The 14,504-nt window shown below is 64.9% G+C and carries 7 protein-coding genes and 1 CRISPR repeat array; all 7 genes read left to right on the top strand.

Translation table 11 applies throughout. The features are described from left to right. Window positions 1-391: 391 nt before the first annotated feature. Window positions 392-4,447, top strand: a complete 4,056-nt coding sequence (locus C2865_RS13915; RefSeq protein ID WP_106398886.1) for an AAA domain-containing protein — start codon at window positions 392-394, stop codon at window positions 4,445-4,447. Then, window positions 4,447-5,334 (top strand): hypothetical protein, encoded by an 888-nt coding sequence (locus C2865_RS13920; RefSeq protein WP_157963702.1) that lies wholly within the window; start codon window positions 4,447-4,449, stop codon window positions 5,332-5,334. Before C2865_RS13915 ends, C2865_RS13920 begins: the two co-directional genes overlap by 1 nt. Before the next feature lie 109 nt (window positions 5,335-5,443). Next, window positions 5,444-6,813: a CRISPR direct-repeat array (repeat unit 28 nt; unit sequence GGAGCATCCCCGCGTGTGCGGGGCCGAC). 144 nt (window positions 6,814-6,957) lie between these two features. Next, window positions 6,958-9,780 (top strand): CRISPR-associated helicase/endonuclease Cas3, encoded by a 2,823-nt coding sequence (locus C2865_RS13925; RefSeq protein ID WP_106398888.1) that lies wholly within the window; start codon window positions 6,958-6,960, stop codon window positions 9,778-9,780. A gap of 523 nt (window positions 9,781-10,303) precedes the next feature. After that, complete coding sequence (casA, locus tag C2865_RS13930) at window positions 10,304-11,914, top strand: type I-E CRISPR-associated protein Cse1/CasA (protein ID WP_106398889.1); 1,611 nt, start codon at window positions 10,304-10,306, stop codon at window positions 11,912-11,914. Window positions 11,915-11,953: 39 nt separating this feature from the next. Then, a complete protein-coding gene (casB, locus tag C2865_RS13935; protein ID WP_106398890.1) occupies window positions 11,954-12,544 on the top strand; it encodes a type I-E CRISPR-associated protein Cse2/CasB in 591 nt (196 codons plus the stop codon). A gap of 29 nt (window positions 12,545-12,573) precedes the next feature. Next, window positions 12,574-13,707: a type I-E CRISPR-associated protein Cas7/Cse4/CasC gene (gene cas7e, locus C2865_RS13940; protein WP_106398891.1), complete on the top strand. Its 1,134-nt coding sequence runs from the start codon at window positions 12,574-12,576 to the stop codon at window positions 13,705-13,707. Then, window positions 13,707-14,504, top strand: coding sequence for a type I-E CRISPR-associated protein Cas5/CasD (gene cas5e, locus C2865_RS13945; RefSeq protein ID WP_106399348.1), 798 nt, complete (start codon window positions 13,707-13,709; stop codon window positions 14,502-14,504). The genes cas7e and cas5e overlap by 1 nt, the downstream gene beginning before the upstream one ends.

Below are 14,504 nucleotides of genomic sequence, written 5' to 3' on the forward strand. Positions count from 1 at the left end.
ACTGGGTTGTGGACAGCCAAAGCTTTTCGAATCCTGGAGGGCTGGCCTCCCTCCTTTGAAAGGCGTTCGGTTGGACCCGTCAGATCCCCAGATCAAAAATTCTTCACTCGGCCTCGCCAACTACCTGGGTGAGCTGGTGCGTGCAGCCGAACCGCTTAACCGCACCGTGCGCGGTCTGGAGTCATGGTGGTTGGCAGACCTTCCGCACGGCGTTCCCTCGCCTGCACTCCACCGAGACGGGCTTCTCCTGACTCTCGACCTGGAAGCCGCTCAACCTCCCCCCGCTCCTCCTTCCGTGTGCGAAGACCTCATCGAGGGTGGCTGGTCGGATCCCGCGGCTGTTCCAAAGCTGCGACCCGGGTTGCCGGAGCCTGCCTCCGGCGGAGTGCCCATGATCGAGGCACCAGGCGATCCCGTCGAGAGACAGTTCGATGAGTGGCTCACCCGCTGGTCACGCTGGGCGGAGCCAGAAGCCGCGAGGCGAAGCCGGGAAACCCTTCGGCGGGAACTCGCGGCCGCCGCCCGGCAACTGGATCTCCATAGCGATACGCAGGAACTGATCCTCGGTGTCGGACTTCTCTGCTGGCGCTCGCCCCGAGGAGATGAGGTATTCCGCCACTTGCTCACCGCCCCGGTGCAGATTGTGGTGGACAAGCAGACGGGCCGCGTGGGCGTGCACCTGCGCGACGAAGGCGAGCTGGCCTTGGAGGACCAGTACTTCCTCACCGAGCAGGACGGATACGTCGCCTCCCGGGTCGAGCCGTTGCGAGGAGCCCTCAGCGAGGTCTCCGACCCTCTGGACGATCAGGCGAAGGCCCTTCTGCACAAATGGGCTTCCCACGGGTTGGAGACGCCATGCAAGTTCGAGCCGGTCTGGTCAACACCCGAAACAGGAGGGCCTCATGCCCTGGTATCCCTCTCACCGGCTCTGGTACTCCGGCATCGAAGCAGCAACCGGTTGGCGGAGTTCTACCAAGGCATTCATGCTTCGCTGAGCGATCCTGAAGGAGTGGCGCCCTTGGGATGGGCTCAGCTGATGTTCCCGATGGAGCCCGAAGAGCGCCTCGCCTGGCACCGCGCAACCCGCGGAACCGCCGGCACTTCCCGGCTCCTCTCTGAGGAACCGCTGTTCCCGCTGGCGATGAACGATGAGCAGCGTCTGGCCTTCGACAAGCTGTCAAAGGACACGGTGCTGGTCATAGAAGGGCCGCCCGGAACCGGAAAGACCCACACGATCGCCAACCTCATGTCGGCTCTCCTGGCCGAAGGCAAACGTGTGCTCGTGACGAGCGCCCGGGACAAAGCGCTCAATGTCCTCTTCGACGACGGCATGCTTCCCAAGCCGTTGCAGCGGCTGTGCGTCCGTTTGGACGACCAGCGCGGCAACCGGGGAAAGGAACTGACCCGATCAGTCACAGCGTTGTCTGACGCCTCCGCCGAGCGCAGCAAAGAAGAGATCCTCGAACGCGCCCGAATGCTGACAGATCGGCGCAGCGAGTTGAAGAGGGAGATCTCGCTCGTACACCGGCAGCTGTGGGAACTCATCGAAGCCGAGACCACAGACCTCGGTGAGGTCGCGCCCGGCTACCGCGGTCGTCGCGCCGACATCGCTGAACGCGTAGCCGACACCGCAAGCACGCATTCCTGGATCGGCATCATGCCGGACTCCGCAGCACCGGTGCCCTTGAACTCGCAGGAGGCACAGGAGCTCGCACAACTCCTCCGTACCCCAGCGCAGAACGATCAGCCGCTGCCTACACTACGAGCCGGCAATCCCCCGACCCCGGACGAGTTCACCGCCCTCGTCTCGGCGGCTCATCAAACGTTGCCCGCAAGCGGCGTCGGAGCACGTCTCGCCGAACGTCTCAGCACCCTAGACGAAGGCGCTTTTCGAACGGTAAGCGCCTTCTGGGAGCTTGCCTGCAACGCTTTGCAGGGCCTTCGCCTCCCAGGAGACACCGCCTCATGGTCCTCTATCGACTGGCAAGGCACAGCGGCGCTTTCGATCCTTCAAGGCGGAGACGTCTCGGCATGGAAGCATCTGTGGGAGGCCACCCGAACCGCCGCACCACATGCACAGGAGCTGGCGCGGCTGACCGGTCGTTACCTTCAAATTCCGGCACTACATGGTGCGGGGGCTGCTGAAGCCGCCTCGGCTGCCGAGGCCTACAGCCGTTTCCTCAAAGCGGGAGGACGCCCAGGAAAGATCAAGAAAAGCCCTGAACAGCGGATGGCGGAACGATCCTTGGCCGAGTGCTTCGTCGATGGCCGGAGGCCTTCTACCGTCGCGGACTTCGACATGCTGACGACCGCCCTCCGCGCGGTTGCAGTTCTCAGCGGGTTGAGCAATCGGTGGAGACGAAGCGGCGTCAAGACCAACACACCAGACAACGTTTCACAGAACCTCGAAGCCCTCGTCGGGCGCGAAGCGGACCTGGCGCATTTGATCCGTTTCGCTGAAGCACTTGAAAGTCTCCACCAGCACTTGCCAGATCGCAGCGCCATCCACGCGAGCGGTTCGTGGGATTGGCCAGCTCTCGTCGAGGGATTTACAGCCGCTCCCGCCCACATGAAGTCCGCTCGAGCAAGGCGCAATCTCGACTCGCTTCGTGCTCGAATAGCCGATGCCGACCACCCTCTCTTCCGAGAGATGACTACCGCCGTCGAGCGACGGGACCTCGCCGCTTACACGACGGCGTTCGAGATCTGGAAAACACAAGCGCACAGTCAGCGGCTGGCGGAACGGCGCAGCGAACTCGTCGATCGTGTGGCCGCCGTGCATCCTGCTCTCGCGCACAGACTCGCCACAGCCACGATGGATGACGACTGGACTTCTCGCCTGGAAACTCTCGACGAGGCTTGGGCCTGGTCCGCTGCCGCCGCAGCGGTGAGCAGCAGATCCGTCGAGTCCACAGCCGAGCTGCAGAGGGAGCTGGACCGTCTCGAAGACGCCCTCATGAAGACGACCGCGGAGTTGGCCTCCGAACAAGCCTGGTGGCATTGCCTGCAGCGCATGAGCGTCCGGGAGGCTTCGGCTCTCCGTTCCTTCGCCCGAGAGATGAAGAGGGTCGGACGAGGCAAAGGCCGGTACGCCGGTCGGCATCGGCAAGGCGCGCGGGAGGCCATGCGACTTGCCCGAGATGCGGTACCTGCATGGGTCATGCCGGTACGTCAGGTCGCCGAGACGATCGATCCGCGGCCTGACGCGTTCGACGTGATCATCATCGATGAGGCCAGCCAGCTCCCCGTCGAGTCGGCGTTCCTCCTCTGGCTGGCGCCCCAGGTGATCGTCGTCGGAGACGACAAGCAGTGTTCGCCGCCGATGCGGGTCAGCGGAGAACTCGAACCGATCTACGAACGGATCGAGGAATACCTACCCGACGTACCCAGAGCGTTCCGGCACGACCTCACGCCGAAGTCGAACCTGTACGAGCTGATGAACGTGCGCTTTCCCGGTGGACAACGGCTGACCGACCACCACAGGTCCATGCCAGAGATCATCGCTTGGTCGTCGCGCATGTTCTACGACGGCTCGCTCACTCCCCTACGCCAGTACGGCACGGATCGGCTTCCTCCCCTGCGCGTCGTGGATGTCCCGGACGGCTATCGAGAGGGACGCGACCAGAACGTTCGCAACCCGCCAGAGGCAGAGAAGCTCGTCACCGAGCTCAAAGCCATGATCGAGGATCCTGCGTACAGCGGGAAGACATTCGGGATCATCTCCCTGCAGGGAGGCGAGCGCAGCGGCCACATCAGGCTCATCGAGCAACTGCTCGACGAGCATCTCCCCGACCAGGCTCTACGCGAACGGCTCAAAATCAGGGTCGGCACGCCGCCGGACTTCCAGGGCGATCAGCGCGATGTCATCCTCCTGTCGATGGTCGCCACCGGCACACCGCGGATCCAAGGAGGAGCAGACTTCGAGCAGCAGCGCTGGAACGTCGCGGCGACGCGAGCCCGCGACCAGATGGTCCTCTTCGCCTCGACCACCCTGACTCAACTGAAGAGCGACGACCTCAGGGCATCCCTGCTGAAGCACATGCTCGACACCCCGATGCGAGAGACAACGCCCCAGCACCTGCTGCACGTTGAACCGCAGACCAAACACCCCGAATTCGACTCGCTCTTCGAGCAGAAGGTCTTCCTCAAGATCAGAGAACGCGGATACGAGGTTGTCCCGCAATATCCGGCCGGCCGCAACATGCGCATCGACCTCGTGATCGTCGGTGAAAAAGGGCGTCTCGCGGTGGAATGCGACGGGCGTTATTGGCACAGCGGCGCCAAGCAGGTTCAAGACGATCTGCTACGCGAACGCATCCTCCGCCGCGCCGGATGGACGTTCTGGCGACTCCGCGAGAGTGACTTCCTCCTCGACCCCGATGTCTCCCTTCGCCCCCTGTGGGCACTTCTCGACCGCATCGGCATCCATCCCGCGAAAGGACAATGATGCACGCCCTCGACGACAACACCTTGGAAGAACTCGCCCACCTCATCTGCGGGGACGACGGGCCCCTCTACAGATCCGGCCCGAATCTCGCGAAATTCCTCACACGCGCAGGATGGCCGACGGTTCCACCGCATGACGGCACCCCACGCCGCTCCTGGATCTTGGCGCGGCTACGCGAACGCCGTAACGACCCCCAAGCAATGGAAGCCGTCCTGCTCCGCCTGGCCGATAGCCGGGAATATCTGGGCGAGCCCTCCGCCACCGTCAACGACGTGACGCGCGAACTCAACGCCTTCCTCGTCCACGAGGGCTACAAAGTGACCCGTGCCGGCGGCGCGCCTCGCCTGGTCGAATGTTCTCCAGGATCGGACACCACTACGTCATTCGCCCCCGAGCTCCTTCGCGAAGCCCTCGACAAAGCCATCGCTCCTTCGCAACTTCGCACGGTCCTTCGGAGCCGCCTGGACGAAGCCGTCACCTGCTACGAGAACGGTTCGCACGTCGCGGCGATCATCATGCTCGGCAGTCTCATCGAAGGCATTCTGATCGATGCCATGATGACCAGGCCTGTCAGCGTGCCACCCCGAGCAGACCTGAACAAGATATCCCTCGACGAATTGCTGACTCTCGCTCAAAGGAACGGCTGGATCGGCAACGACGTGACCAAGTACCCCTGCGCGGCCCTTCGCCAGTACCGGAATCTCGTCCACCCCCGAGCCCAGATGCGCATGCCAGGCCCGCCCCCTGACCGAGACACCGTCGAGCTCTGCTGGCCAGTCGTGCGGGCAGTGCTTAACGACCTCATCGACACGCGTGGAAAGCAGACGAATCCAGCGACCCCATCTCCCGCCCAACTCGCACAACACAGAAGGCCACCGCAGCGCTGATAGCACCACCCTGTTAGGAACATACCGATCAGGATCTCGATCCGGAAACTCCCGTCCCCGGCCCGGCACCCCTCCCTTACCTTCCTTTCCCGGGGCTCGTAGGGAGACGGGAGCATCCCCGCATGTGCGGGGCCGACGCCAAAGCGGTGAGGCGGTACGGCCAGTACGGCGGAGCATCCCCGCGTGCGCGGGGCCGACTCGTGACCTCTCGGGATCGGGCCGTCGTAGCGCGGAGCATCCCCGCATGTGCGGGGCCGACTTCGTGACGTGCGTGTCGAACTGAACCTGGTAGGGAGCATCCCCGCGTGTGCGGGGCCGACGCCGCCGGGGAGGTATCCGCCATCTCACCGCCCGGAGCATCCCCGCGTGTGCGGGGCCGACATCGGGGACGCGCTGAGGAACGCCGCGATGCGGGGAGCATCCCCGCGTGCGCGGGGCCGACGCCACGGACGAGCAGCTCGCCAAGGTGGGTGAGGGAGCATCCCCGCGTGTGCGGGGCCGACCCGTCCAGCGCGAAGCCCACGTAGTCCGTGCCGGGAGCATCCCCGCGTGTGCGGGGCCGACGTTGGTTCGGATGCTGGTCGGGATGACGTCAGCGGAGCATCCCCGCGTGTGCGGGGCCGACTCCGCACCCCATGGCCAAGTTCACCCTCGACTCGGAGCATCCCCGCGTGTGCGGGGCCGACTGCATGATCAGCGGCCAGGAGATGTGCATCTGGGGAGCATCCCCGCGTGTGCGGGGCCGACGATCCCAGCAGCTACCGCGTGACGATCGACATAGGAGCATCCCCGCGTGTGCGGGGCCGACGTGCGCGGTGTCTACGAGCTGTCGGGTGAGCTGGGAGCATCCCCGCGTGTGCGGGGCCGACACTGTTGGATCGTCAACCGGTGGTTGGCGCCCGGGAGCATCCCCGCGTGTGCGGGGCCGACCCCCGGGTCTTGCAGGTGGGGCAGGGGGTCTCGGGAGCATCCCCGCGTGTGCGGGGCCGACACAGTTGGCGTCTCTGGAGATCATCACCAGGGCGGAGCATCCCCGCGTGTGCGGGGCCGACCTGCTCGAGCCGCTCGAGCCGTCCGGACAGGTCGGAGCATCCCCGCGTGTGCGGGGCCGACGTCTCCTTGACATACGTACGGGTCATCCGTACAGGAGCATCCCCGCGTGTGCGGGGCCGACGGGTTGATCTCCGTCAGCAGGGACTTGCTGTCCGGAGCATCCCCGCGTGTGCGGGGCCGACGTCTCCTTGACATACGTACGGGTCACCCGTACAGGAGCATCCCCGCGTGTGCGGGGCCGACATGCTCCAGGACCGTCAGCGCCTCCTGGGACAGGGAGCATCCCCGCGTGTGCGGGGCCGACATCAGCGCGTCGACCTCCACCGGCGGGCGCGGCGGAGCATCCCCGCGTGTGCGGGGCCGACCACAGCGGCAGCTCCAGGACATGGCGGAAGAAGGGAGCATCCCCGCGTGTGCGGGGCCGACACTTGCTGACCTGGAGGTTCGCAGGCGGGGAGAGCGATTTTTATTCAGGTGGATTCGGTTGAGGCGCGTTAGGCGAACAGACGAAAGGTCGGCAAGCTCATTTTGTCACCGGCTGAGGCTAGCTTGGCGGCGGAGAGGGGTCGAATGAGCGCGGGTCAGGCTTGGGCGCGATGGGATGCAGATGTCCTGCGAAGATTGGGGGTCTTGTGGGGGAAGTCCGCGGAGAAGGGCGGCGGACGGACGAACCTCCTACTGGCGCATCTTCTGGATACCGCCGCGGTCGCTGAGCTGATATGGGATCGCTATCTGGCCGAGTCCACCAAGGGGATGTTGGACGAGATCGCTGGGGAAACGGGACGGGGGCGCCGGTTCTTCGCGTGGTTGTGCGGGATCCATGACTGTGGGAAGGCTACGCCGGCGTTCCAGCGGATCGACGAGGAAAACGGTGAGCGGGTACGGAGCAGCGGGCTTACCTGGGTCGGAGCTCAGACCCACCGATGGCGACACGATCGAGCCGGTGGACGGTTGATCCAGGATGTCCTGAGGGAGGCCGGATGGACTGCAGAACAGGCTTCATGGATCTGGCCTCTGGTAGCCGGACATCACGGCCGGGTTCCGTCAGCCGGGGAATGCAAAGAGCCCCCGAAAGCCCGGGGACATCTCTACGGCAAGGGCCCTGCCTGGCGGGAAGTTCAGAAGGCTGTCGTCGAATCGTTCACGTTGCAGCTCGGTTACGAGAGCCTGATCGAAGCGCAGCCGGCCAAAAGACCCAACCGGGCCGTGCAATTGCAGCTCAGCGGGCTCATCATCATGGCCGACTGGATCGCGAGCGACGAACGACACTTCTCGGGAATCGACGATCTTGCCGCTGTATCCCTACAGGCGTCTCATGATCGTGCCGCACGTGCGTGGAGCGAGCTCGGTCTGCGCGGCGGTTGGGGCAGGCTCGAAATACCCGGGCCCGAAGCGTTCCAGGATCGGTTCGGTCATGCTCCACGCGCGTCTCAGATCATGGTGATGGAGGCCGCCCGCCGGATGGAGAGACCTGGCCTCCTCATCGTCGAGGCTCCCATGGGAGAGGGGAAGACGAAGAGCGCCTTGGCCGCCGCCGAGATCCTCGCGGCCAAGTTCGGAGCAGACGGCATCTTCATCGGGATGCCGACGCAGGCGACAAGTGATCCCATCTTCTCCCAGGTCCGCGCATGGGCTGCGGAAGTCCTCCCCGGTCTGGAGAGCCAAGTGGCCCTATTGCACGGGAAGCGCCGCTTCAACAAGGAGTGGCGTGCGCTCCTCGAAGCGGCGGGCGAGACGCCGGATGATCTCTACGGGGCCATTGAGGAGGACGCCCTCTACGGTTTTTCGCCGGATGCGGATTGTTGCGATCAGGAACGCCATGCTCCGGCCGAGTGGTTCCTCGGCCACAAGCGCGGTTTGCTGACGCCGCTCGTCGTCGGAACCGTCGATCAGCTCCTGATCGCTGCAACGAGAACGAAGCACGTCATGCTGCGGATGGCGGGGCTCGTCGGCAAGGTGGTGGTCCTGGACGAGGTTCACGCTGCCGACGTTTATATGTCGGAGTTCCTGAAGGAAGGCCTGCGTTGGTTGGGCCAGGCCGGTGTCCCCGTCGTCATGCTCTCGGCGACTCTTCCTCCAGGACAGAAGAAGGAACTGACGGATTCTTATCTGGCGGGTGCCATGTCTCGCGAGGAACCACCGGAGTTCGATCTCCCGGATCCCGTCGGCTACCCGAGCGTGACGGCGGCCTACGTCGACGATGCACCGCGGGTCTTCGTCGAGCACTGTTCATCATGGAGAGCTGATCTGACAGTCCGCCTCGAGGCGCTCGACGAGCATGAGGGAGCCGGCCGAGATCCGCATTCGGCTGTCGCGGAGCTGCTCGCCGACAGACTCCGAGGCGGAGGTTGCGCCCTCGTCATCCGCAATACCGTCGACCGCGCGCAGGACACCTACCAGGCACTGCTGTCCCATTTTGGCCCTGACGAGGTGGCCCTCCTACACGGACGTCTCCATGCCGCCGACCGTGCGGATCGCACTGAGGAAGCGCTCGAGCGGCTAGGTCCCTCGTCCCACCCAAGACCCCGACGCATCCTCGTCGCGACGCAGCTCGCGGAGCAATCGTTCGATGTCGACGCCGATTTCCTCGTCACTGATCTCGCCCCGATCGACCTCCTTCTGCAGCGCATCGGCCGACTCCACCGGCATAACGGTGTTCCACGCCCCAGCCTCGTTCGGGATCCGTGCGTTGTCGTCACCGGTTTCAGCGAGCGCCTGGATGGAGCGCCCTGGATCCTCCCGGCCAGCAGAGCCATCTACGGCGCCTATCCGCTCCTCCGGACAGCCGCTCTGGTCTTGGAGGCCACTGCCCGCCCATGGCAGGCCCCCGGGCAGGTCCCTGCGCTCGTCGCTGCCGTATACGAAGACCATCGCGTCGTCCCCGAGTCCTGGACGACCGCCGAAGTCGATGCGCGCAGCAAATGGGATGAGGATAGGCGGAAGCGCACCGTGAACGCCCAGCAGTACGTTCTGACCGGCATCGGCGGCCATGAGAAGAAGACCCTCGACTCCCTTCACTACGGCGGTTCTTCCGGAAGCGAGGAGGTCACCAAGGCGATGGTCCGCGACGGAGAGCCCAGTCTCGAGGTCATTCTTCTTCGTAAGGACGAATCGGGCTACCACACCATGAACGGACGGTTCTTGAGCCAGGACGGAGGAGTCCGCACCGACCGGCTCGACGATGTCCTGGCCGGGACTGTCCGTCTTCCCGCCGGGTTCACTCCCACCGCCGAGAAAGAGCTCAAACCCTTGCCCGTCTGGCGGGACGACCCTTGGCTCCGTCAGTCCCGCGCCCTATGCCTCGACGCACGGGGGCGCACCGTCTTGGACGGCATCCCCATCCGCTATGACCCTGCCCTTGGTCTCGTCATCAACCGCGATAGCACCCGGTGACGCGGGCACTCACGAGGCCGACCCGGCTCACTGCTTCTCGGAACGTCCACCCAGCACGCCTACGAGCCGTCTCGCGATCGTCCATGCGACGAGAGCAAACGCGAGACGCGCATCCTGAGACTTCTCCTCAGGCACCAACCCCGACAGAGATCACTGGACAACGGCCCAGTCATGAGCATGGCTGCTGGGGGTCTCCTGTTGAACCTACAAACCTCGAACTGGAGTGCGTTGATCCTACTTACAAGCAAATATCCTGAATCTTGAGTCTTCAAGTGGCTCTTGTGGGATGATTCCTCTGTGTACAGCTGGAATCCCTCCCTGGACTTCATGCGCGTGAGACATCCCGCCTGGCCACAGAGAGCCCTTTCTTCGTCCAATCCGGTACAGAGGAGGATCACTCCTTGAACCCTGGGGCAGACGACGTCGTCCCGGGCCGGCATACGAGCTCTTGCGGAACGCCAGTGACTTCGCCGTACTCAGCGTCTCCGTCCCTTCCGACACACGGCCAATATCGAAGGCGCGTATGGAACCGTTCGACCTGACACAGGATCCCTGGCTGCAACTTCGCAGCATGCAAGGTGGCCAAATCATCTCCGTGGGCATCGCCGACGCACTGACCAACGCCGACTCGTTCGGAGAATTGGTCGTTGACCTGCCCACACAGACGCCTGCGTTGTTGCGGCAAGTGCTGTTGCCGGTGGTCGCGGATGCGTTGGGACTACCGAAAGACGAGGAGGAATGGGCTCAGCGGTTCACGGCCGGAGCCTTCCTGCCGGAGGAACAGGGCAAGCTCCGCTCGTACCTGGCCGATAACGCAGATCGGATGTCCCTGTTCGGAGACAAGCCGTTCGCTCAGGTCGGCGGGCTGGAGGCGCTGAGCGGGGAGACCAAGGGGTCCGGCTTGATCGTCGCGACCGAAGCGACGGGAAACAACGTGCCGTTGTTCTCGGCGCGCACCGAAGCCGCTCCCCCGGCTCTCACATCGGCCGAGGCCGCCCGCTGGCTGCTGCACGCGCACTGCTGGGACACGGCCGCCATCAAGACCGGTGCGAAGGACGACCCCAAGGCCAAGGCCGGCAAGACGACGGGCAATCCAACGGGGCCGCTGGGACAGCTCGGCGTCCTCGTCCCGATCGGAAAGACCTTCTACGAGACACTCATACTGAATCTGCCGATCTGGCACCCATCGAAGACCGGGATCCCCCAGTGGCGTAAGCCCGAAGCGCGACCGGAGTGGGATCCCTCGTACACGCCCACAACGCTGCTCGAATTGTGGACGCTCCAATCGCGACGCATTCGGCTGATCCCGGAGGAGACTCCTGAAGGAGTCCGCGTGAGTAGGGTGATCGTGGCTGCGGGCGACCGGCTGCATACCCTCCCTGAGTGGGAGCCCCATACCGCCTGGAAATCCGACAAACCTGCGAACAAGAGCAAGCCCGCCGACCGCAAACCACGACGCCACGTTCCCGGGAAGGCAATCTGGCGCGGGCTGGACGCCCTCCTTGCGATCGAGCAGGCGAACGTCGAGGGCGGCTCCGTCGAGACGAGTCTTCTCCTCAGACAGGCGGCGGACATGCGCGGCCACGCCATCCCGGATGACTACCCGCTTCGGGTCGAGGCGTTCGGCCTGGTCTACGGCAACCAGTCGGCCGTCGTGGAGCATCTCTACCACGACCTCGTCACCCTGCCGATGGCCACACAGGCTGAAGACCAAGACCTGTACGGCGCAATGATCGAAATGTCCGAGCAAGCCGAGCAGTTGGCTCGAGCGGTCAACCATCTCTCGGCGGACCTGCGCCGCGCCAGCGGGCTGGAGCCCATCCCGTGGGACAAGGGCCAGCGTCCCGGTGAGCAGGTCCTCCATCGGCTCGACCCTGCGATGCGCCGGGTGTTGAGCCACCTTCCCGGTCTCGACGACGAACGCATCGAAGACGTTCTCCTCGCTTGGGAAAAGAACGCCCGCCGTGTCACCGACGAGGTCGCCGCAATGGTGTTCGCCTCGGTTCCGGAATCCGTCTTCGGTCCGCGCGGCGCCGAAGGCGATGACGTGCGGGAGCGCGGTCTGGGGCAGGCCACCTCTCATTTCCGAGGACGCGTCAACCGCATCCTTCAACGTTCCCTCGGCGGCGCTTGAGCCCTGAGGAACGCGACATCACCCTCCCGGAGAACCTGGATGAGCGATAAGACCGAGCGTTACTGGCATCGGGTGAAAACTGATGGATCATGGCGCATCAACCCCGTCACCGGAGAATCCTTCGGTCCCCCACCGGGCGAGGATCTCGCCGCCATGCGAGCTGGCCTCGGCCGTCGATACGGTGAAGTCGTGGCGTTGTGGCCGCATTACCGGTCGGAAGTGAACGACGAGTTGGCCAAACGAGGCGAGGCTTCCGTCGAACAGCACGCCGAGCACGCCGTCCTCACCCTTTACGGGCTGCACCAGCAGTCCAAGGACAGGTCGATGCACAAGCCCGGAGCCCGTCTCGGCAAGGCACTGCGGGTGCTGCGCCACAGCGAGAACTTCACCCCGGAAGCCGTGGACCGGCGTGTCAACGCAGCAGCCACCACAACCTCTCCCGATGCGCTCCTCATCCGTCTTCGAGGCCTGATCGACCTTCTCCGGACGATCGATCAGCCGCTCGATTACGACGCCCTTCTGTGGCTCGTCCGGGACTGGTACCGGGAGGACACCCGCCGCCGCGCCCGTATTCAGTGGGCGAGCGATTACCAGAGCCCGGCCAAACCTTCTTTCGACGAGAACTCCTGAACTCTCAGCCCACCGCACCGGAGACAACGATGCTCAAGCGTCAGTACGTCGACTTCCACATCATCCAGACGGTTCCCCCCGCGAATCTCAACCGGGATGACCAGGGCAACCCGAAGGAGGCCAAGTTCGGTGGGGTCCGCCGCTCGCGGGTCTCCTCGCAAGCGTGGAAGCGCGCGACCCGTATCTTCTTCGACGGAAAGCTCCCCGAGGCCGACCAGACGACTCGCACTAAGCGGCTCACCGGGCAGCTCGCCGAGCGGCTGAAGGATCGCACCAGCATCGAGTCCGAGCAGGCCAACCGTATCGCCGCCGCGTTGCTGGAGCCTCTCGGTATCAAACCCTCCAAGAAAAAGGCTGACGAGACCTCCTATCTCCTCTTCTTCGGGTACCGGCAGCTCGACGGGATCGTCGACCTCGTCGCCGACCAGGCCAAGGAACTCGCCCAGCTCGACGACGCCGCGCTCAAAGAGGCGGTGAAGGGCGTCGACGTTTCCGAGCAGCTCAAAACCGGCCACACCATCGGAGTCGCGCTGTTCGGCCGCATGGTCGCCGACATCCCGTCGTTGAACGTGGACGCAGCCACGCAGGTCGCGCACGCCCTGTCCACGCACCCTGTGGAGCTCGAAGCCGACTACTACACCGCGGTCGACGACGAGAACGAGGTGGACGAGACGGGCGCCGGGATGATCGGCAGCATCGGTTTCAACTCCGCCACTCTCTACCGGCACGCCACCGTCGGCGTTCACCAGCTCGTCGAGAACCTCGGCAACGTCGACGAGGCGATCAAGGCCGTCGGTCTCTTCGCCGAGGCTTTCGCCCTTTCCATGCCGACCGGACACATCAACTCGTTCGCGCACCGGACCCGTCCCAGCCTCGTGGCCGTCGTTCTCCGTGACGACCAGCCGGTGAACCTGGTCTCCGCCTTCGAGACCCCGGTGGCGAACGGGAGGGAGGACAAGGGCTTCGCCCAGGTCTCCGCGCAGCGGCTGGCCGCCGAGTTCGCCCGCTCTTGCAAGCAGTGGGGCGACGAACCCGCCTATGCCGGGGCCTCTCACGCCTTCGACGATGAGTCCCTGACCGCTGCGTTCGGGGAGAATCTCGCCTTCAGCACCTTGCTGTCCCAGCTCGATGACGCCTTGGCTGCTTCGTGGAAGGCTCAGTGATGCCGTCTCAGGACGAACGGGTCCTTCTCCTCCGGCTCGCCGGACCCCTCCAGTCCTGGGGAGAGAGAACTCCGTTCAACCGACGAGAGACCCGGGCGGAACCGACGAAGTCCGGCGTGGTCGGTCTTCTCGCCGCCGCGGCGGGCAAGCGACGTGAGGACCCGCTCGGCGACCTGCTCGGCCTCCGCATGGGCGTCCGCGTCGACCAGGAGGGCACCCTGCTGCGGGATTATCACACTGTCAGCGACTACCGGGATCGGCCGCTCCTTCGCGTCGGGGTATCGGCCAAGGGCACCCAGCTCCCGACGTCGCCCGCCAAGCGCACTCACATCACATACCGGTTCTACCTTCAGGACGCTGTGTTCGTCGCAGCCATCGCTGGTCCCGAAGAAATCCTGTCCTCGCTGGCGCACGCCGTCACCCATCCGGCGTTCCCCTTGGCCCTCGGTCGGCGTTCCTGCACGCCGACGCAGCCGGTCCTGCTGGGTATGCGGACGGGTTCCCTCATCGAGGCCCTCACCGAAGAGCCGTGGCACGCGGGCGGAGCCGCGCGCCGGGCCTTCGCGCGCGAGCGTGGAAGGCTCGCCCGCATCGACCGTCCGGTGACGGTCGAGGACCCGGCGGGTGATGATGTCGTGAACGACGAACCGGTGTCCTTCGACCCCCTGGATCGGCGTTACACCACTCGACGGGTCCGGCACACCTACGTGTCCATCCCGACCAACTACCGTGACCCGATCACACGGAACGACGACGATCAGGGGGGCCACGATCCGTTCGCCCTCCTCGGCTGGTGA

Origin of the sequence: Actinocorallia populi, from assembly GCF_002995495.1 — a bacterium.
In the GTDB taxonomy this organism is placed as follows: Bacteria; Actinomycetota; Actinomycetes; order Streptosporangiales; family Streptosporangiaceae; genus Actinocorallia; species Actinocorallia populi.